The 20,209-nt window shown below is 37.9% G+C and carries 16 protein-coding genes; 7 read left to right on the top strand and 9 right to left on the bottom strand.

All coding sequences use genetic code 11. The annotated features are described in order from the left end of the window. Positions 1 to 4 precede the first annotated feature (4 nt). The gene (gene deoB / locus ABN080_RS13300; RefSeq protein ID WP_072069000.1) at positions 5 to 1,231 is read left to right on the top strand and encodes a phosphopentomutase; all 1,227 of its coding nucleotides are present in this window, start codon (positions 5 to 7) and stop codon (positions 1,229 to 1,231) included. A 77-nt stretch (positions 1,232 to 1,308) separates the two neighbouring features. After that, on the top strand, positions 1,309 to 2,025 hold the full coding sequence (gene deoD / locus ABN080_RS13295; RefSeq protein WP_036934279.1) for a purine-nucleoside phosphorylase: 717 nt from the start codon (positions 1,309 to 1,311) through the stop codon (positions 2,023 to 2,025). Between the two features lie 90 nt (positions 2,026 to 2,115). Here deoD and ABN080_RS13290 read toward each other — a convergent pair whose 3' ends face one another. After that, a complete protein-coding gene (locus tag ABN080_RS13290) occupies positions 2,116 to 2,565 on the bottom strand; it encodes a hypothetical protein (RefSeq protein WP_197269871.1) in 450 nt (149 codons plus the stop codon). A gap of 691 nt (positions 2,566 to 3,256) precedes the next feature. On the opposite strand from ABN080_RS13290, the gene ABN080_RS13285 reads away from it, so the two are divergent. After that, on the top strand, positions 3,257 to 4,993 hold the full coding sequence (locus ABN080_RS13285; protein ID WP_196554851.1) for a pyridoxal phosphate-dependent decarboxylase family protein: 1,737 nt from the start codon (positions 3,257 to 3,259) through the stop codon (positions 4,991 to 4,993). Positions 4,994 to 5,089: 96 nt separating this feature from the next. Here the strand turns inward: ABN080_RS13285 and ABN080_RS13280 are convergent, their stop codons facing one another. From ABN080_RS13280 to ABN080_RS13265, 4 genes are all read right to left on the bottom strand, one after another. Beyond that, positions 5,090 to 5,356: a DksA/TraR family C4-type zinc finger protein gene (locus tag ABN080_RS13280; protein ID WP_072068997.1), complete on the bottom strand. Its 267-nt coding sequence runs from the start codon at positions 5,354 to 5,356 to the stop codon at positions 5,090 to 5,092. A gap of 157 nt (positions 5,357 to 5,513) precedes the next feature. After that, entirely contained in the window at positions 5,514 to 6,674 is a 1,161-nt protein-coding gene (locus ABN080_RS13275; protein WP_349441235.1) for an MFS transporter, read from the bottom strand. A gap of 30 nt (positions 6,675 to 6,704) precedes the next feature. Next, positions 6,705 to 8,000, bottom strand: a complete 1,296-nt coding sequence (locus ABN080_RS13270) for a hypothetical protein (protein WP_349441234.1) — start codon at positions 7,998 to 8,000, stop codon at positions 6,705 to 6,707. A 39-nt stretch (positions 8,001 to 8,039) separates the two neighbouring features. Next, entirely contained in the window at positions 8,040 to 9,227 is a 1,188-nt protein-coding gene (locus ABN080_RS13265) for an ROK family transcriptional regulator (protein ID WP_231619356.1), read from the bottom strand. Between the two features lie 285 nt (positions 9,228 to 9,512). Here ABN080_RS13265 and ABN080_RS13260 point away from each other — a divergent pair, with 285 nt between their 5' ends. Then, positions 9,513 to 9,929 (top strand): Rap1a family protein, encoded by a 417-nt coding sequence (locus ABN080_RS13260; RefSeq protein WP_349441233.1) that lies wholly within the window; start codon positions 9,513 to 9,515, stop codon positions 9,927 to 9,929. A gap of 105 nt (positions 9,930 to 10,034) precedes the next feature. On the opposite strand, the gene pyk is transcribed toward ABN080_RS13260, so the two are convergent. After that, a complete protein-coding gene (pyk, locus tag ABN080_RS13255; RefSeq protein WP_349441232.1) occupies positions 10,035 to 11,486 on the bottom strand; it encodes a pyruvate kinase in 1,452 nt (483 codons plus the stop codon). 65 nt (positions 11,487 to 11,551) lie between these two features. After that, a complete protein-coding gene (locus ABN080_RS13250; RefSeq protein WP_196554848.1) occupies positions 11,552 to 12,889 on the bottom strand; it encodes an MFS transporter in 1,338 nt (445 codons plus the stop codon). Between the two features lie 312 nt (positions 12,890 to 13,201). Between ABN080_RS13250 and ABN080_RS13245 the strand changes: the two genes are divergently transcribed. From ABN080_RS13245 to ABN080_RS13235, 3 genes are read left to right on the top strand one after another with little or no spacing between them, the layout of a single operon-like run. After that, positions 13,202 to 14,491, top strand: coding sequence for an ABC transporter substrate-binding protein (locus tag ABN080_RS13245; protein WP_196554847.1), 1,290 nt, complete (start codon positions 13,202 to 13,204; stop codon positions 14,489 to 14,491). Positions 14,492 to 14,548: 57 nt separating this feature from the next. Then, positions 14,549 to 16,924 carry an ATP-binding protein gene (locus tag ABN080_RS13240; protein ID WP_196554846.1) on the top strand — a complete coding sequence of 792 codons (2,376 nt, stop codon included), beginning with the start codon at positions 14,549 to 14,551 and terminating at the stop codon, positions 16,922 to 16,924. Then, a complete protein-coding gene (locus ABN080_RS13235; protein ID WP_349441231.1) occupies positions 16,902 to 18,179 on the top strand; it encodes a sigma-54-dependent transcriptional regulator in 1,278 nt (425 codons plus the stop codon). The genes ABN080_RS13240 and ABN080_RS13235 overlap by 23 nt, the downstream gene beginning before the upstream one ends. 77 nt (positions 18,180 to 18,256) lie before the next feature. On the opposite strand, the gene ABN080_RS13230 is transcribed toward ABN080_RS13235, so the two are convergent. Together ABN080_RS13230 and ABN080_RS13225 are read right to left on the bottom strand one after the other, a co-directional pair. Next, a complete protein-coding gene (locus ABN080_RS13230; RefSeq protein ID WP_349441230.1) occupies positions 18,257 to 18,841 on the bottom strand; it encodes a common pilus major fimbrillin subunit EcpA in 585 nt (194 codons plus the stop codon). Between the two features lie 465 nt (positions 18,842 to 19,306). After that, a complete protein-coding gene (locus ABN080_RS13225; RefSeq protein WP_349441229.1) occupies positions 19,307 to 19,993 on the bottom strand; it encodes a fimbrial biogenesis chaperone in 687 nt (228 codons plus the stop codon). Positions 19,994 to 20,209 lie beyond the last annotated feature (216 nt).

The raw sequence follows: 20,209 nt of genomic DNA, 5'->3' as shown, positions 1-20,209 counted from the left end.
AATTATGAAACGTGTACATATCATGGTATTAGATTCCTTCGGTATCGGTGCTGCCGGTGATGCAGAGAAATTCGGTGATCAAGGCTCAGATACTTTAGGGCATATCGCACAAGCGTTTGCTGACGGTAAAGCAGATAAAGAAGGTCGTAAAGGCCCACTTCATTTGCCAAATCTTTGCCGTTTAGGTTTAGGTAAAGCCGCTGAAGAATCAACAGGTAAATTCCCTATTGGTTTAGATAAAAACGCAGATATCATCGGTGCTTATGGCTACGCGAGTGAAATCTCTTCTGGTAAAGATACTCCGTCAGGCCACTGGGAAATTGCGGGTGTTCCTGTGCTTTTTGATTGGGGATACTTTAAAGAGCTGAAAAACTCATTTCCACAAGAACTGCTAGAAAACATCGTTAAACGTGCAAAATTACCGGGGTACTTAGGTAACTGTCACGCGTCTGGTACGGTTATTTTGGATGAACTTGGCGAAGAACACATGAAAACCGGCAAACCGATTTTCTATACTTCTGCTGACTCTGTATTCCAAATTGCATGTCATGAAGAAACTTACGGTTTAGACGAATTATATGAGCTGTGTGAAATTGCTCGTGATGAACTAAACAAAGGTGATTACAACATTGGTCGTGTTATTGCGCGTCCATTTATTGGTGATAAACCAGGTAATTTCGCCCGTACAGGTAACCGTCATGATTTAGCAGTAGAACCACCAGCACCAACTATGTTGAAAAAACTGGTTGATGAAAAACAAGGCCATGTTGTTTCTATCGGTAAAATTGCTGACATCTACGCAAACGTAGGTATCACTAAAAAAGTGAAAGCAACAGGTATTGATGCTCTGTTTGATGCAACACTTGAAGAAATGAAACTTGCTGGCGATAACACAATCGTCTTCACCAACTTTGTTGACTTCGACTCCTCTTATGGCCACCGTCGTGATGTTGTTGGTTATGGTGAAGCGCTGGAATTATTCGACCGTCGCTTACCTGAATTAATGGAGCTGGTAAAAGAAGATGACATTCTTATCTTAACAGCAGACCACGGTTGTGACCCAACTTGGCCAGGTTCTGATCATACTCGTGAGCACATTCCTGTTCTGGTTTATGGTCCTAAAGTTAAACCGGGTTCATTAGGTCATCGTGAAACCTTCGCTGACATCGGCCAAACTGTTGTGAAATACTTCGGTTTATCACCGGTCGATTATGGTAAAGCAATGTTTTAATTTAACTTCGGTAGGTATAGCAATATGCCTACCGAATGATATTTGAATAGTAAAAAGATCAATTAAAAGGAAGAATTATGGCTACCCCTCATATTAACGCAGAAATGGGCGATTTTGCTGATGTCGTTTTAATGCCGGGCGACCCGCTTCGTGCTAAATACATCGCTGAAACTTTTTTACAAGATGTCCGTCAAGTAAACAATGTTCGTGGTATGTTAGGTTTTACAGGTACGTATAAAGGCCGTAAAGTTTCTGTAATGGGCCACGGTATGGGTATTCCTTCCTGCTCAATTTACGCTAAAGAATTAATTACTGATTTTGGCGTAAAAGTGATTATTCGTGTAGGTTCATGTGGTGCCGTATTACCAGATGTTGAATTACGTGATGTTGTTATCGGTATGGGTGCATGTACAGACTCTAAAGTTAACCGTCTACGTTTCAAAGACCAAGATTTCGCAGCTATTGCAGATTACCAATTAGTTCAAAATGCTGTTGATGCAGCAAAAGCGAAAGACATTAAAGTTCGCGTAGGTAATATCTTCTCTGCTGATCTGTTCTATTCTCCAGATCCAGAAATGTTTGATGTAATGGAAAAATACGGCATTCTAGGTGTTGAAATGGAAGCCGCAGGTATTTACGGCGTTGCAGCTGAATACGGTGCAAAAGCGCTGACTATTTGTACTGTATCTGACCACATCAAAAAAGGTACACAGACTACAGCAGAAGAGCGTCAAACTACCTTTAATGAAATGATTGAAATTGCATTAGAATCTGTTCTGTTATTAGAAGACTAATCAATACATTTCGTTGCTTAAAAATAATAAAAACCCAATTTTAAAATTGGGTTTTTTTATGTCCATATGTTTGATTAATTAAATTAGAAACTAAGGAGCATAAATATAGGTTTCTAAATAAGGGTCCATTTTAATAGCGTAGTTTTTTAGATTATTCAGGCTAGGTGTTAACGGATCTTTGCACTCTTTTTTACTAATAATATTATTGTCTTTATAAACAATCACGCCATTAAAGTTCCATCCTCTACCTTCACCGTCATAAACAACGTAGCTGTAATTTCCATTCTTAAATCGAATATAAGTCGATGCTCCTGCAACAAACATCTGATGCCCATAAAAGACATTATTATTAGGTTGTTGAGGAACTGGTAGTGTTATCTCTGTTTTAGCAAGTGTGCCATAGCGATACACCGGAGGGGTTCCATGTTCGGCAAATACACTGACATACTTACCATTTTCAAGTTGGCAGGTAAATTCTTCAGCATAGACACTTGCGGATAATAATACGAATACAGCAACAACAGCGATAGGTGCTTTCATATTGTCTTCTCCGTTAATTACCTACTTTATTACTTTAAGTATCGGCAAAAAAAACAAAAAATGTAGAGTAAATATTCTGATTGTTTAGTGGGGTTACTATATTATTTTTAACTTATATTTTTGTTATTAGCAGAACTATTATCTGTGATTATTTTTTCTTTTATATTTTCATTAATGACTGCTTTCTATTTTAACCTTAACCCATATTTTGTACCTAATAATGGTTAAAATTAAAATAATTTGCTAATTATGAAAAATATCATAGTGTTTTCGTTTGATTTTGCTCATTGTAATTAAATTAAATGTAATTTTTGCTGTACCAATTGTGGAAATAACAGATTAATTCAATTAATTAAATTAAGAATTCAGTAATATCAGTTGGTTAGCATGTTATTATTATATTTTGATTATATTTCAAATAGTTAATAGTATTGCAGGTGATTATTTTTGTTTATAGCCTTATTTTCATTGTGATGTCAGTCACATAAGCATATAAATGAAATAATAATATCTGTAAATTTAACTTTCCGAAGATTTCTATTGTATTGATATTAAATAAAATATTTTGTTTTATGTGGTTGCTAACAGAACCTATGTGATCGCATGAAGCACTAACTAATTTAATTAGAAAATGTATAGTATTGCTATGCAATCAATTTAAATTTTTGTCGGTTTCTATTTGGAGAATATAGTGAAAAATCAAGATTTATTAGGTCTATCTTCTGCTAACATTCTGAATGCGGAATTTGAGAAGAAATACCACGACGTTATTGCTCACTTTTTCAGCCGAGATCCGAAGTATTGGCCGATATTTCAGGATAAAACAATCCAATCGATTACACAGTTTAGAAAAACAACAACTAATGATAATGACCAATTACAACGTTACTCAAATGGGCAACAGCTATTCGATCGTTTAATGGCGGATACGCAAATCCAACAAAATATTAATTACCCAGAAAACGATCCTAATGAATTACTGATGTTAGTTTCGACACTGTGTAAAAACTGGGAAAATCCATTGGCTGTTGAAAATGTTATTGCAATGCCAAGTGATCCGGGTGTTTATGGTTCAATCTTGGGGTTAATGGGCAACCCTAACATGGTGTATTGTGAATATTCAGGTGTCGCTGATGCGTTAGAAAAAGTGACGATTAAAAAAGTCGCTAAATTGGTTGGTTACGATCCTGAAGTTGCATCTGGTGTGTTCACTCAAGGTGGCACCATGTGTAATTTATATGGTTATCTATTTGGTTTACGCAAATCTATGCCTAATTCTAAACACTTAGGTATGGCAGCAGATCAAGATTATCGCATCATTAACTCTCAAGGTGGTCACTACTCAAACATGACTAACCTTGCGCTGTTAGGTGTTGATGTTGATAACAAAACCATCCGTATTAAAGTGTCTGAAGATAACACCATTAATTTAGAGCACTTAGAGCGTGAATTGAGAGCGTGTTTTACTGTTAAATGCAAAGTACCAACTATCATGTTAACCACAGGAACAACAGACACCTTCGGTGTGGATGATGTGAAAGGTGTTTGTGAGTTACGTGACCGTTTATGTGAAGAGTTCGAGATCCCTGTTAAGCCTCACGTACACGTTGATGCCGCTGTTGGTTGGCCGATTATCTTCTTCTTAGAATATGATTTTAACAGTAACCCGCTGGCAATTAATGATGTCACCTTAGAAGGTTTACGTCAGAACGTAGAGAAATTTAAACATCTGAAATATGCCGACTCTATTACTATCGACTTCCATAAATGGGGCTATGTGCCTTATACCTCAAGTTTAGTATTAGTGAAAAATGGCAATGACTTCGTGGCACTGGAAAACGATCCTGAAAACTTCACCTATTTTGAGCACGAATTAGAAGGGCAGACTCACTTACAATCCACTATTGAATGTACACGTAGTGGTGTGGGTATCTTTGGTGCTTATTCTGCAATGCACTATATGGGGATTGAAGGTTACCAAACCATCATTGCTCACTGTTTGCAAAACGCGAACTACATGCGCCATCAGTTGTTAGAGATGGGTAATGCAAAAGTTATCGTTCCTCAAAACCAAGGTCCAAGTGTTGGTTTTAAACTGTATGATCCAAACTTAGTGAAAGATCCTAATGTTGCCTTTGATTTAGAGTTAACGTGCTCTACAGATAAAGAAGCATATGACTTTATGGTTCATAACACACAATGGCATAGAAAACTTTTCTTACAACGTGGTAGAGAAGGATTATTTACTAACTGGGTAGATTCTATTGCCTGCTCGAAATATGCGAAAAATAACCGTTACGTTTACCTTCCAGGTGAAAAAGCGGTATTTATGAATCCAAATACGGAACGTACACATATTGATAATTTTATGAAAATATTAACCGAAATGAGTCAAAATATGAGCTCAAAAAAGGTTGCGAAAATCTAATTAAATCATTGTCTGATTAAATAAAATAAACTGTACTTTAATCGAGAAAATTCATATTAAGGTACAGTTTTTATTTTATATGATAATAATTACAGATTATCTGAGTTGGCTATCTTTGCTACCACGGCGATTATATCCACTAAAGGCATTATTTTTTTTATCAATTGCCTCTTGGCAGTTTAAACAATAACGCACACCAGGAACGGCTTTTTGCCGAGCTGGAGAGATTGGCTCACCACATTCATCACAAAACTCTGCACTTTCACCTTGTGCCATTTGGTTGCGAGCTCTTGCAATTGCATCATCAATGGTGGCATCTATTTGCTCTTGAACAGCACTATCATTAGCCCATCCACTCGCCATTATATTCTCCTATTTTTGCAGTGAATATAAATACTATTATTAGGGCGATGGTGAAAAAATCAACAAAATAAAAAGGGAAATGTACCTTAACTTACTGCGATAGAAATAAAAAACCCCTCATAGAGAGGGGTAAATTTCAGAGGCATAACGGTTGTTGTTATTGTTTTTGTTCTCTAATAAACAGAGAAATAATAAAGAAGAGGGCGACAAATACAATAATCAGGTTAAAGCCAACAGAAACATTATAGCTTTCTGATACTTGGCCAATTAATGAACCTGCTAACGCACCACCCAATCCAGAAGCAACATAAATCAATCCCATCACCGAGCCACTTTTGCTGGTTAATTTTGTGGCAACGGCGGCTGCTGTTGGAAACAGCACTGATAATGCAAAACCAAATACCATAAACAGATAAACAATATTTTGTACAAAGATACGGCTTACAATAATGGCTATCAGAGAAAATAATGAAAATAGAATAAGTGTTTTGCGATCACCCAATGCAAGGTTAATAAAGCCACCAATAAAACGGCCAATAGTAAATAAGAATGCAAAACTGGAAATCACATAAGCGGCTGTTTCTGCTTTTTGCGCGCTACTCATATTTCCAATATCCATAGAGGTATAGAAAATAGGGAAGAAATTTAAGAAAGCGGCTTCAGCAGCAACATACAGCGTAATAAATAAGATAACCAATAATAGCGATTTTTGTGTCAGTAACTCTAAAAAGTCACTGAATTTCATATCGACTTGTGCGCTGTTTTCTATTTTTAATGTACTCAATACGAGAATAATGACCGCAACAATAACGGCAACACCCACATAAAAAGTACGCCATGAAATAGAGTGTGAAAATAGATATTGTAAAATTAGCGGAGTGACAATCATCCCTACGCCAAACATTGCATTGGAGACGTTAAACATCATGCCCGCTTTCTCTTTATAGAAAGTCGGAATAACGGTAACGATAGAGACAAGCATTGAGCCAATACCTAATCCAATAACCAGATAAAAGCCAAAAAATAGCATCACATTAAAAGCAAGGCTGGTTCCTGTTAAACCAACAGCCATCATCAGTGAGCCAATAAACATCATGACTTTTAACCCTTTCTTATCGGTAAAATAACCCGTTAATAAACTGGCAATTAAAAAACCGATTTGGAAAAAGGTAATTAATGAGCCAACTTGGCTCATATTTAATGAAATATCATGTTGAACTTGTTCGAGAATAAGCCCTTTTGTATTTTGAATGCCACCGAGTAAAAACATCGTGACAAACAGAAGGAAAAAGACTTTCCATTTTTGTTGTTTAGCCATAATTTTATCCTGATTTTCCACGGTGTATTATTATTTAATCATGTTGTTATAGGCGTTATTATTAGGTGTGTTGTGTTTACCAATTGCATCAAATAATTCTTGAGTAGCCCATCCATAGCAATAATAAAGTAAGTCATCACAAGCACTTTCTTCTGCTGCAATAACGGCTTCGATTAATTGAGAGGCAGGTAAATTCCACATTTGAATACCACTATAAATAAAGGTATTTGGCTGTGAAAGCTGGCGAACTTTATTATTTTGTTCAGCAACAAAGTGAATAGGAAAACCTTGCTGTTTAAAGGTTTCGTATGAAATATCATAAGGTAATTCAAATAAGCGTTTGAACGCAGTAAATGCACGTTCTTGGCTTTCGCTATCATGGGCAAAATAATTAATTAACCCTTGAACATCTGCACCTCCCCCTAATTTATGATAAGGGAAATGTTTGAGTGTCGAAGAATAACGGGTTAATTCATGATAATTTTGACCTAAGATCCAACTATAAGCTGGTGGCCATAGATCAAGCCATAACGTAATGCCACCCGCAGTTTGTTTGGCATCAGACAGTAATTTTTCAACTAATTGAGTCACACTTTGTTGGCGAAATGTTTGCCATGCTTTTAACAAAGGCTCTTCTTTTAATGCGGTAACAGGTGTTTCGAAATCCCCTTGTTTCAATGAATCAGCTAAAGCTGCGAGACGATGTTTGATTTCGTTAATAGGCAAACCTTGCTGTACCATTTTCTTTTCACAGTGTGGGCAAAAACAAGTAAATAATCCTGCGGGATTCACTTCTTTACCTGCCCAATCAGGGAAACGAATTCGGTCAATTAAAAAGGTGTCGTAACCGTAGTTTTGTTTTAATGCGGTGAATGTCTTTTGCCATAATTGAGCGACATCAGGAGCGTTAGGGCAGAGCCAATGTGCTTGTGGACGACCTTTAAAATCCACAACCTGATTGCTTTCTACATCTCCAGCGAAATCGCCATTAAGAATATTAGCCCATGGAATGACTTTATATTTTCCACCATCAGTGGCTTTTTTTATTGTCATTAGCGGATCGGCACCCGCTAAAATGGTGGGATCAACACGTTGGTTCAGACGAGGGAAATCGGTATGAGTGTTGATGTGTAGTGTACCTGTTCCCATAACCACATTATGAATAGGGTTATGAGGTAAATCACCAACAGGGTAAGGGTTACGTTCAAAAATGGTATTAATTTCGACAAATAAATGCTCGATATGCTTCATGCCATCAAGGCGTTGAAGTATAGCGGACATACCTTCGTCTAAAATATCATGTGGGTGAAGATGTATTCCTGCCATGAGTTGCTCCCATCTCGTTTAGGTACTTTTTTATTAGGGTTATCTCAGTTGGATCTCGGGCATAAATTGAATTGATGGATAAACCGTAGCCAAGGCAAGAATGGCAATGCCATAAAGCGGGCCTTTTTCCCATAATTCAGACAGCTCGATATTCACTTTGGTGTTAGCAAATAAATGTCTATCTAGATTTGCCTGAACACGCGGTAAAAAGGTGTCAGCAGAGCGAGTGATCCCGCCTGTTAATACCACTTTTTCCAGATTTGCAATGGCGACTAAGTTCATAATGCCAATAGCAAGATAATCTGCCATTTCCTCAACTAAGGATTGAGCCAGAGGATCACCTTGTTGTGAGGCTTGAATAATCTCAATAGCACTAAGATTTTCTCCTCGTAAGCTCGCTATACGTTCACTTAAACCTGAGCCAGAACAGAAACTCTCAAAGCATCCTTTATTGCGCCAGTTTCTAAAGAGGTGCTCACGAGCAAACATCATATAGCCGATTTCACCGGCAGCATTGTTTGCGCCACGAATAACTTTTCCATCCATCAGTAAAGCGGAGCCTAAACCCGTACCGATACCAATCAGCGCACAACTGTGCGTATGACGGCATCGGCCTTTCCACATTTCACCCACAAGAGCCGCACGAATATCATTTTCGAGTACAACGGGTACATTGAGTTTTTCTGTAAGTTGTTGTGCTAAAGGCAAATTATCCCATTGAGGTAAATTAGGAGAGCCTTCTAGTACAACACCATTCTTGATATCGATGATCCCTGGTGTGGCGACACCGATAACATTGATCTTTTGGCGATCTATGCCGCTTTTTTCGATCACATTTTCAATACTTTGTGCAAATTGCGTAATAAAGTGATCACGATCGTCAGTATCAAAGGTTGGCTCTTGATATTCATACAACAATTCGGCATCTAAGTTAAAAACCGCATAGGCGATTTTGGTCCCGCCTAAATCAATGCTGACACCTAAACTGTGTTGAGGATCAAAGTTAACTAAAATACCTTTTCTGCCTTGTCCTGCTGGCGAACTGACACCGCTTTCATAAACGATTTTTTCTTCAAGGAGATCGTTAATAATTTCAGACACTGTCGCTTTTGTAATCCCGCTAATTTTGGCTATCTGAGCCCGTGACAAAGGACCTTGATGACGAATGACATTTAATACAAGCGAGGCATTCATTTGCCGTAATGTATTGGGTACGTTCGGTGTCACGTTACTACTCCATTTGTTTAGAAACAAAACTAAAAGATGTTTTTTTTATATAAAATCGTCTATGTTTGATAGTTATGCACCGTTTTATTTACTTTGTAAAGTACATTAAGACTAATTAGTTTAGAAACCATCCTAAATGCGTTTGTGATCACAATTTGATGAGTCTGATTTGTACAATCAGATCTTCTAAAAGATCTTCAATGTATATATTCGTTGCACATATTCTTAGAGCAATAAAACGACTAGAATGAAATCAATATCTATTGAACTAAAGAGAAAATTAGCATGAAAAAAGGAATGTTATTAAAAGGGTTAATAGGGATGTTACTGCTACTCCCACTTTATTCACAGGCAGTAACATTAAGCGGTTATCTTGAGGTAAAACGATTATTAGCCTTAGACCATCCTTCTAATAAACAACTAGAATCGGTGACACAAGCGTATCTAAACGGTATTGCGAATGGATTTAATTTTTATGCTGTTGCCATAAAAATTGAAAATCAAAATAACGATGATTTTCGTCCTCTTTATTGCCCACCTCCGAAAGTAGAACAAAATGGCGATTTTATGGTTAAGCACATTGATGCTTATTTAGATAAAAATCCTGAAGTGAAGAAAAAACAAAAAGAAACGCCGTTGGAGTTAATTTATATTTTGGCATTACAAGATGCCTATCCTTGCCATGTTGATGGAAGTCTCTAAACGAAAAATAGCCACAGTCCCTGTGGCTAAAATGATTTTGGTGTGCTCTTTTTCTTGTTATTTACTTCAGGTTGCCTCTCTCATAAGCCCCTTGATGGAAGACACTCAAGCTGTTGCAGCTTCAACTTGTTTTACAGGAACAAGATGACAACAATCGCTTTCACCGGTTTTTTCAAAGGTTGATAAACGAGTGATCAAGAGTGAATTCATGTCTGTTAATAATCCCTCTGCTTGCAGTTTTTGCATGATGCTTTCATCGCAGTCATTGTTGTTTTTACGTTGATAAGCCACAGGCGTTACACCACGTAATACAGTCAATTGACCAGCAAGTGCTGGATTATCTGTTAATGCATATACGTTGTTATTTGGCATAAAACGTGACAATAAGGTCACTGATTTACCATTTTCCGTTAGTGCGGCAACACTTAAATGTTTGTCATCATGGAAGGCTGTTGTCGCGGCAGCTAAAGCAATCCAACGGCCTGTTTGTGAGTAATAAGACGGTGATTGCCATGGGTTTTCAGCATTAGCAGCAAAAGAGCGTTCGGCTCCTTCAGCAACACGTGCCATTGCACTAACTGTTTCAACAGGATATTTTCCTGCCGCAGTTTCAGCGGAAAGCATCACAGCATCAGTGCCATCACCAACGGCATTCGCGATATCCATCACTTCGGCACGAGTTGGCATAGGGCTTTCAATCATCGATTCCATCATTTGGGTTGCAGTAATAACTGGGCAGCCTAATGCGCGACAACGTGCAATGAGTTGTTTTTGTGCGCCTGGTAAGCTGGCATCACCAATTTCAACTGCGAGATCGCCTCGTGCTACCATAATGACATCAGATGCTTTAATAATGTCATCCATATTTTCTTCACACGAAACCACTTCTGCGCGCTCAACTTTAGCAACGATTTTGGCGTGACTTCCTGCTGCGATCACTAAATTACGGGCATATTCAATATCCGCACCATTGCGTGGGAATGAAACGGCAATGTAATCTGCTTGAATAGCGGCTGCTGTGTGTATGTCTTGTTTGTCTTTCTCTGTTAATGCAGGTGCAGATAAACCACCACCGAGTAAGTTAATCCCTTTACGGTTAGATAATTTTCCACCAACAGTAACAATTGTTTCTATTTTATTATTATTTACGGTACTAACTTGTAATTGAATATTGCCATCATCAAGTAACAGAATATTCCCTGGTGTGACTTCCTGAACAAGTTGTGGGTAATCCAATCCCACTTGTTGCTCATCGCCTAATGTGCTGTCTAAATCTGCATTTAGAATAAAGCTATCGCCTTGTTTTAATTGAATTGAATCATTTTTAAAGTTAGCGATGCGGATCTTCGGGCCTTGCAGGTCAGCTAAGATCCCGATAAATACACGATGTTTTTCTGCGACCTGACGGATAGTTGCGGCAGTAGCCTGATGCTGTTCGCGTGTGCCATGTGAAAAGTTTAAACGAAATACGTTAGCACCCGCCATAATCAGCTTTTCAATCATCTGTTCTGAACAGCTAGCTGGGCCAAGAGTCGCAACAATTTTTGTCTTACGCATAATGACATTCTCTTTTTAAAGAGGGATACCCAACGGTATCCCTTGATGACAACTTAATTAATTCATTAATCCATGGTAACTTTTTTCGCATTCCAGACTAGCGTCGCTAAAATCATGGAAACGATGGCAGAACCTATCCAGAAATACTGTACTGTGGTGAAGTCGTAGTTAGTGACATCACCAACTTGAGTGACTTTGATCAGTGATGCTGAAATCAGTTCTTGCGCTGATGCTGCAATGTAAGCGAACAGTCCGATAAAGCCTTTTACTGCACCTACTGCGTTTTTCGGCATCAGGTCACAAGCGGTCAAACCTGCTAAGAAAACAACCAGACCACCCATTGCAAAACCAACCATACTTAATGCAACAGCATCCATAACACGGCTTTGTGGACCCCAGAACATCAGTGCAAAACCAGCGATGTTGGCGATACCATAAATGAGTGTTGGAATATGACGGTTAGCGTTAAACAGTTTGTCAGAAGCCATACCCGCTAAGATTGCGCCGAAGAAACCAGCAATAGGGTAAGTAGACATGGCGAAACCAGCATCAATCAGTGAGTAACCTTTTGAACCTTGTAGGTAAAGAACGGCCCATGAACTGATTGCGTAGCGAGAGATATACATAGCCGCACATGCTGCTGCAATGATCCACACTGTTGGTTGTTTTAATACGAATAACTGAGCGCGACGAGTTTCTTTAGGATCACTTGATTTAACCGCTTCTGACTCTTCGCCATACGCAGTTGCTGGATCAGGCAAACCATAAGTACGAGGACGGTCTTTTAAAATCATCAGTAAAATGATACCTGCCGCAATACCTGCGATACCCGCACCGATAAAACCTGCACGCCAGCCAAAGAAGCTCACTATGGTTGCAGTCAAGATCCACGTAATTGCTTCACCGATATTACGCGAGCCACCCCAGATGGAATAAACCGTACCGCGTTGTTTTGGTGAGAACCATTGGAAGATAGAGACACAAGAAGGTGCTGAACCCACAGATTGGAACCAGCCGTTAATACCCCATAACAGGATAAAGAACAGGCTCGCCGTTGACATTCCCATGAAGATACAAACAAAGGAAGAGGCAATCAACGAGATGGACATAAAGCGTCCAATGTTGGCATAATCTGACAAGAAGCCGTTAGAGAACTTACCAAATGCATAGGTAAAGAAGAACGCAGAACCCATTAAACCCAGTTCAGCGGTGGTTACGATACCTGCATCCAGCATAGGTTTTTTCACCACACCGAGTGCCATACGAACCACATAGAACATGGCATAACCAAGAACAAGACCAAAGAAGACCTGCCATTGGTGCTTTTTATATATTGCGCGGATCTTTTCACTTGACGCTTCTATTAGCGGCAGATCCTTTCTGGTTTTAAAGAAACTTAGCATAGAGATGACTCCGAATATTATTCATGTCTGAAGCTGATTTTGGTTTTCAGAGCTGATGCTATTCATTTAGGTCATCTTGGCGCAAAACACGGAATTTGAGTCATCGATGACACATTCTGCTGAATCGGTGAGTCAAATTTGTAACATTGCTATTAGGCGTTGGTTTAAAAATGAGTGAAGATATCGTCGTATCATTGTTGTAAATGGGTCATTAAGGACTCATTAGCTAAAAATAATAAATATTGCTAAATATCAGAAGTTTGAAGTTCGACACATTTTTATGTTTATTCAAAACAAAACCAGGGGTATGTCATGAGAATAAAAATAACACTTAGCCTCGTCTGTTTATTGTTTAGTTGGCTGTTTATCACTCCGGTACGTAGTGATGAGCAGCCACTTGTTATACTGACGACACTTTCAGATACACCAATGCGACCACTCACTGAAGCTTTTAGCGCACGTTATCCTGATACCAAAGTGCAAGTGGTTTATCGTCGTGTCGCGATAGCAACACGTATGATGAAGCAATATCCCACACAACCTGTGGATATTGTGATGTCGTCCTCGGCTAACTTTTTCCATCATCTAGATAGAGAAGGGCTACTGGCGCGGTTACCTGTTAATTATGAAACGCCAAAATGGTTAACTCGCCATAGTGATATCTTAAACGATAAGATAACCACGGTTGGCTATTCCGGTATTGGTATTATGAGCAATACACAATACTTGCAAAAGTTGGGGCTTCCTGCACCGAAAAGTTGGATTGATTTAAGTGATCCAATTTATCAAGGGCACTTAACCATGACCACACCGGCGAACTCTGGCACGATGCAATTGATGGTGGAAAATGTGCTACAAGAGTATGGCTGGGAGCGAGGATGGCAGATCTTACTGGAAACGAGTGGTAATCTTTCTTCCATTTCCGCACGTAGTTCACGTGTCAGTGATGCTATCGCCAGAGGTATTGTCGGCGCTGGGCCAATTATTGATAACTACGCTTTTAACCATCAAAAACGCTTTGATTTTGTTGAGTTTAGCTATTTTGATAAATCGATTATTTTACCTGCTTATGTCGCCATTGTGGCGGAAAGCAGTAAAAGAGACACTGCGGCCAAATTTATTGCCTTTCTTTTATCGGATGAAGGACAAGAGATCATCTATAAAAGTGATATGGCAAAGATCCCATTAAGTAAAGAGATCTTACGCAATAACGATGAACTTGCTAATAACACAGAATTTATTTTAAACAGCAATGAGGCTTATCGTCGTAGTGAAGTCGTTAATGCGTTATTTGATCAAATGATCACGCATAATTTTCCTTTAATGCGCCAAGTTTGGAATGATATCCATGAAGCAGAAAGACAGGAAAATAAAACCCCAGAACGTATTACTGCGATCAGTAAAGCAAGAAAAATAGCAAGTTCGGTGCTTATTAGTGAAAAAGAGGCAAATTCACCAACATTACAAGCATTATTTATGAAGGAAGCCGATCAGCGAGAATACTCTGATCAAGCATTAGCAGTGCTGTACCAATGGCGTACATTAGAAGCTGAAAGGCTCGAGCAAGCACTGGTTTTATTGAAAGAGACAAAATCACCCTAACCGCCTTGTGGTTCAGATATACAGCAGGAAGCGCTGTTTTTATGAAAGGTATTACGGATGAAATTATTAGTGCCTAAACAATTTGGCAAACTAGGTAGACGCCTGTATATGGCGTTTATCTTTAGTTCTTTACTCACCTTATTGATTGGTGTGGTTATCTTTTTTATGTGGGGAAAACTGGCGACACAAATTAATGCATCAGTGGGAGAATCTCTACCGATGTTAACCACCAGCTATAATATGGAGCGTTATAGCACCAATTTACAAATGCTATTAAAAGAGCGAGAGCAGACACAGAGAAAATCAGTTTCAGAGCAACAACAGCAGGAAATTCATCAGTTATTAGATAGTTTACGTGAATTCCCTATTGAACAAACACCGCAACGTGACTTTTATACTCAACTTGTTGATGAACTATCTGAGCTCATTAATCAACAGGATGTATTACTAGATAAACGGCGTGAGTTAGAGAATCGCCTTGCTCAATTATTGGGACAGTTGGCTTGGATGCATGACGCGGTTGGTGAAGATATTAAACCGCTACTTAATGAAATAGAGTGGCATGTCAGCCAAATGCTCAATGAAAAAAATGTGCAGGAAAATAGCTTACAATTGTTATTAGAATCAACGTTATTACAAGAATTATTTACCACTGAGAATGAATTAATTGGTTTAGTTGAAGAAATTGCTCACCAACGTTATAGCCGTGATATTGATGTTGCCTTTCACTATATCAGTGTCAAAATTGATGAAATTATTTCGTTAAATCAAAAGCTAAAGAGCTATCCTTCGACTATTGCTCACCGCCAAGTATTACAAGAGATTATTGCGATCACCCGTTATGACGGTGATATCTATCAAACACTGATTGATGATGTAGAAAACGAAAAAAAGCTTAAAGCATTAACCCCTGAATTAAATGAAAAGTTATCTCAGTTTGATAATGCAGTAAGTGGTAATGTTTTGGCGACCAGTGAAGTGTTAAATAAACTCAATGGCAATACCCGTAAACTGATGGCAACGGGAAAAATTGTTATTGTGGCGATTATTGTCGCTTCTTTATTGCTCAGTATTATTGTGATGAAAATCTTAATTGATAGAAGACTTATCGCAAGATTGAATAAACTAAGTGATGACTTAGCGCATGTTGCCAAAGGTAATTTAACCGAGCCAGTATTGATTGAAGGGCAAGATGAAATTGGTTTATTAAGTCGGCGACTTCGTCGTTTTTGGCGTCAAATGAAAGAAGTTGAAGCTAGTAATGCGTTAAATCTTATCAATAACACTGATGCAAGTTTAATTACTTGCCACCACGATGGCAGGATGGAAACGGTTAATCCAAGTGCGGCAACGTTATTAGGAACAGGAAAAGAGCAAAGTAATAAGCCTCTTTGGTTACTGTTTAGTGGCGAGGCGAGCACAATGCTTAAAGCGCAATTTAGCTCAACTAGTCAGCTTTATCGTTTAGGGCAGAGTGAATGTACTATTCGCATGGTAAAAGCAGGTGAACCTCATTTTTTACAATTTAATATTCGAGAGTATCCGCATAAAGATGAGCATAAATATATTGTTACTATCACGGATATTACGCGCCAAGAGTTAAGTCGATTAGAACTTCAAAGGCTGGTGGCATTAAAAACACAAGATTTACAAGATAAGAATCAGCAGTTAAATGAAGAGATTGTGCGTCGTGAACAAGCACAAAAACACTTAATTCAAACGCAAGAAGAGCTAGTACAAGCGGCTAAAATGGCGGTTGTAGGACAAGCAATGACAAGCCTTGCGCATGAACTTAATCAACCTCTTTCTGCAATTAATACCTATTTGTATAGTGCAAAACTAACCATACAGATGGAAAAATACGATCAATTGCCTGATTCTATAGAGCGCATCGAAAAGCTTTGTGCGCGAATGAATCGAATTATTACAGCATTGCGTAATTTCTCTCGTAAATCATCATCTGAAATTAGTTTTGTATCAGCACCATTAAAAGAGCTGGTGGAAAGTGCAATGGTGCTGGTAGAGTCTCGTTCCAAACGAGAGCAGTGCATCATTACGAATAATATTCCTGATGAATTAACCATTTGTGCCGATCCGACACAAATCGAGCAAGTCTTGGTTAATCTATTTGTTAATGCGATGGATGCCATTGCGGGTATTGGTGAAAGCCAGATCACTGTTGATCTCTTATCTGCTGATCCTAAAAGAAAATTGGTGGGGATCGCTGATAGTGGAAAAGGGTTCAATTCTGCTGTTTTACCAAAACTTTTTACCCCGTTTACCACTACAAAAGATGTGGGGCTTGGGTTAGGGTTATCTATTTGCCGTTCTATTATGCAACGGTTTGGCTATGAAATTTATTTGGCCTCGGCGCTAAACGGTGGCGCTATGGTTGTTTTGGAGTTTACTGATGACACAATCACTCATGCCTGATATTGATGTTCTATTAATTGATGATGATGAAGATATTCTTGAATCTTATCGTCATTTGCTTAATCTCGCGGGTATGGTTGCCAGGGTGACTGACTCGCCTGAAAAAGCACTTAGCCTTTTAACTCCAGAGTGGCAGGGGGCTGTTGTACTCGATATTTATATGCCTGCTATGAATGGTATGGAGGTGCTTGAACGCATTAAACATATTGATCCTCGTATCCCAGTTATTATGATCACAGGGCATGGCGATATACCGTTGGCCGTTGAAGCGGTAAAAAAAGGTGCTTATGACTTTATTGAAAAGCCAATTAATCCGCCATTATTCTTAGAGTTGGTGGCAAAAGCACATAAAGAACGACAGTCTATTCTTGCCCTTAGAAATGCGGTAATCAGCACTACTCAAGAGCGATTAGTGGGTGACAGCGCACAAATCACAGCGATCAGAGAACAAGTACAACAAATTGCTGATATCGATAAAGACTTAATGATTGAAGGTGAGATGGGAACGGGGCGTCACCTTCTTGCTCAACTCTTACATGAGTTAAGCCCACACCGTGATAAAACTATTCAAACGGTAGATTGTCAAAATTTATCTGATATCAAACAGGTTATTGCTCAAATTGAGGCAGATGAAGTCGGAACATTAATTTTGCGTTCTCCATATGATTTATCATCAGAAGCACAACGTTGGTTAAGCTCTTATCTGTTAGATATCGAACGTCAAGGAAAGCGCCATTTTAGAACGATTGCGATTTTAGAAAATAATACTCAGCAATTGGTAACAGAAGGGCGATTAATCCCTGAATTTTATTACTATTTTTCACAAATCACTTTTTCATTGCCTCCGTTAAGTGCGAGGCGTCCTGATATTATTCCGCTATTTAGAGCATTTTTAAGACAAAGTGCACAGCGACTTGGTATTACGGTACCGAAGATTGATCGTAATTATCTTGATATTTTAAAACGTTATGATTGGCCGGGTAATATTCGAGAGTTACGAAATGTGGCGGAATTGTATGCGGTAGGTATTGTGAAAATGGTGGATAGTGAACAACATAGAGCGATTATTCCACCAGAAGGCCCTTTGGATAACTTAGTCGATGAATATGAGCGTCGACTAATTGAGGATGCATTATATTTATTTGCGGGTCGAGTCAGTGATGTAGCGGATTATTTAGGTATTCCACGTAAAAAGCTGTATTTACGAATGAAAAAACATGATCTCGATAAAGATAGCTATAAACCAAAGGTTTGATTTAATTCTATTGAATAACAAAGAAGCGCCATACAGGCGCTCTTTCGCATTTTTTCTTTTAAGGTATATCGATTGAATTATCTTGCCGCGAGTGTTACAAAATCGCCTGACCACTTACTGGTAAATTCAATACGTAAAGCGCCTTCCCATAAACCCTCTGGCAATGATGCGGCAGTTTGAGAACCATTTATAATATTAAATAAAAAAGCACTTTGAAGGCTTTTCAGCTCACTTTTCTCTGACTCTTTATTTTCAGCCACCAGTCCATGATGAATACCTTTTTGATTATCAAGGATAACGGTTTCTTGATTATTTGATAATGTTTTGCCGTTCCAGTTTGCTTTCACTGTTAATACAGAATTATCAGTCGCATTTTTAAGTTCATTACTAATAATTTTCGAAGTCAATTTAAAGTCTGTTGCTCCTTCGGCATCTTTAACGGTGATATCAAAAGCTCCATTTTGTGTATTAAAGTGGTCATTTTCTGTCACTTCAAAATGTAGGGCATTTAAAGGGGTTACACCTAATTCACTCTGTGGTTTCTTTACTGCTGTAGCATGCCAATTTGCAACAGTTTGTATTGAAGTTGTGTTGTTTGCATAAGTTGCCGTCGTGGTAAATGCTGTCAGTAATAAGCTTAGTAGTACGTGGTATTTTTTCATGGTTTATTCCTAAAAAATTATCGACGTTAATAGCAATATCGGCTAAAAAGTTTTTTTCATGAATTTATAAATAAAATTATGAGCATCTAAAAAAGATGACTCATTAGATAAATTATCGTATAAATTTGAAAAATAGTTTATTTAAAACGTCATAAAAAAATAGGAATAAAATGTAATAAAAATAACTTTATCGTTAATAATGTAAAACTATTAATAATCAATAGTCTATGTTGTTGTTATTGTCTTTTTATGATTATTGGTCAAAAGTTAAAAATGATAAATATGACAAGATATAAATTAATTTAATTAATTATGTATTTACAAAAATTATATATTTAACAAAGTTACATTTTCTTTCAAATGAGAGGAAATAATAGGAAAGGTAATGGTGTCGGCAGAATGATTCGTTTTACAATAAAAAAGGTAGCTTATTAGGCTACCTTTATTTTTTTATCAGCATTAAGGTTAGTTTGTAGCACAATTATTCTTTAACCCAATATAACGGTCAAAGGCAATAATAAATTGTTTATGCTCTTTCTTTAGCCAAGGATGTTGGTAACTTTCGCCGGGTAATAGCTGTAATATCTTGGCATTTTCTTCGTCAGAATCGCATTTATCATTTAGCAGTAAACGGAAATAAGTATTGCCTGTGTTTTTGATGGTGCCAGCAACATTATTATGATCATAACTGAATTTCATTTCACGAGGACGAATAACCATCACGGTGTTTAATCCGACAGTCGGAACGACTAAAGGTTGTTTACTATTTTCTTGATAAGGTACTAAATTAACAGGTGTTTCTTCAATAATAATACGGTAATAACGCTCTTTATCGTCTTTGACACCTTTATAAAATAATTTAAAAAACTCATGTTCATTAGGTAATAATACCTTTTGCAAAGGTGTATAAAGTATTTCACCATCATCTATAGGGAGTTGTTTTTCATCTTTTTCTTTACCTCCCGGTTTTTCGATTTTATAGACATGAATTTTATAAAGATTCGTTCTGTCTGTATTATTAAGATAAGTGCGAGAGAAAAAAGTTTTATCAGATTCAAGAGTAAAAACCTCAGAACCTACATAAAGGGCATGGGCTGAAAATGTTAGTGCTGATAATGCTAATGTACTGATAAATTCTAATATTTTTTTCATTCTATCTCTTTAATTCGCTTTTTAATAATCAGTAATAAACCACACTATAATACCGTTAATCTAGATCGCATAATATAGGTTCAAAAGTAAAACGGGTATAAACACTAAATTTATACCCGCTGATAGACTAGCCTGACTGTTAGTGAATATCAGTCCCTGACCATTCAGCAAATACATTGACATAACCACGGGCTTCTACCACGCCAATCCAGTCTT

Origin of the sequence: Proteus sp. fly-1089 (assembly GCF_040138965.1) — a bacterium.
In the GTDB taxonomy this organism is placed as follows: domain Bacteria; phylum Pseudomonadota; class Gammaproteobacteria; order Enterobacterales; family Enterobacteriaceae; genus Proteus; species Proteus vulgaris_B.
The sequence above is the reverse complement of the archived record's forward strand: the minus strand, read 5'-3'. Positions and strand labels throughout refer to the sequence as shown.

Coding starts and splice junctions, on each gene's coding strand:
- deoB (WP_072069000.1), top strand. CDS start 5: ATGAAACGTGTACATATCATGGTATTAGATTCCTTCGGTATCGGTGCT.
- deoD (WP_036934279.1), top strand. CDS start 1,309: ATGGCTACCCCTCATATTAACGCAGAAATGGGCGATTTTGCTGATGTC.
- ABN080_RS13290 (WP_197269871.1), bottom strand. CDS start 2,565: ATGAAAGCACCTATCGCTGTTGTTGCTGTATTCGTATTATTATCCGCA.
- ABN080_RS13280 (WP_072068997.1), bottom strand. CDS start 5,356: ATGGCGAGTGGATGGGCTAATGATAGTGCTGTTCAAGAGCAAATAGAT.
- ABN080_RS13275 (WP_349441235.1), bottom strand. CDS start 6,674: ATGGCTAAACAACAAAAATGGAAAGTCTTTTTCCTTCTGTTTGTCACG.
- ABN080_RS13270 (WP_349441234.1), bottom strand. CDS start 8,000: ATGGCAGGAATACATCTTCACCCACATGATATTTTAGACGAAGGTATG.
- ABN080_RS13260 (WP_349441233.1), top strand. CDS start 9,513: ATGAAAAAAGGAATGTTATTAAAAGGGTTAATAGGGATGTTACTGCTA.
- pyk (WP_349441232.1), bottom strand. CDS start 11,486: ATGCGTAAGACAAAAATTGTTGCGACTCTTGGCCCAGCTAGCTGTTCA.
- ABN080_RS13250 (WP_196554848.1), bottom strand. CDS start 12,889: ATGCTAAGTTTCTTTAAAACCAGAAAGGATCTGCCGCTAATAGAAGCG.
- ABN080_RS13245 (WP_196554847.1), top strand. CDS start 13,202: ATGAGAATAAAAATAACACTTAGCCTCGTCTGTTTATTGTTTAGTTGG.
- ABN080_RS13240 (WP_196554846.1), top strand. CDS start 14,549: ATGAAATTATTAGTGCCTAAACAATTTGGCAAACTAGGTAGACGCCTG.
- ABN080_RS13235 (WP_349441231.1), top strand. CDS start 16,902: ATGACACAATCACTCATGCCTGATATTGATGTTCTATTAATTGATGAT.
- ABN080_RS13230 (WP_349441230.1), bottom strand. CDS start 18,841: ATGAAAAAATACCACGTACTACTAAGCTTATTACTGACAGCATTTACC.
- ABN080_RS13225 (WP_349441229.1), bottom strand. CDS start 19,993: ATGAAAAAAATATTAGAATTTATCAGTACATTAGCATTATCAGCACTA.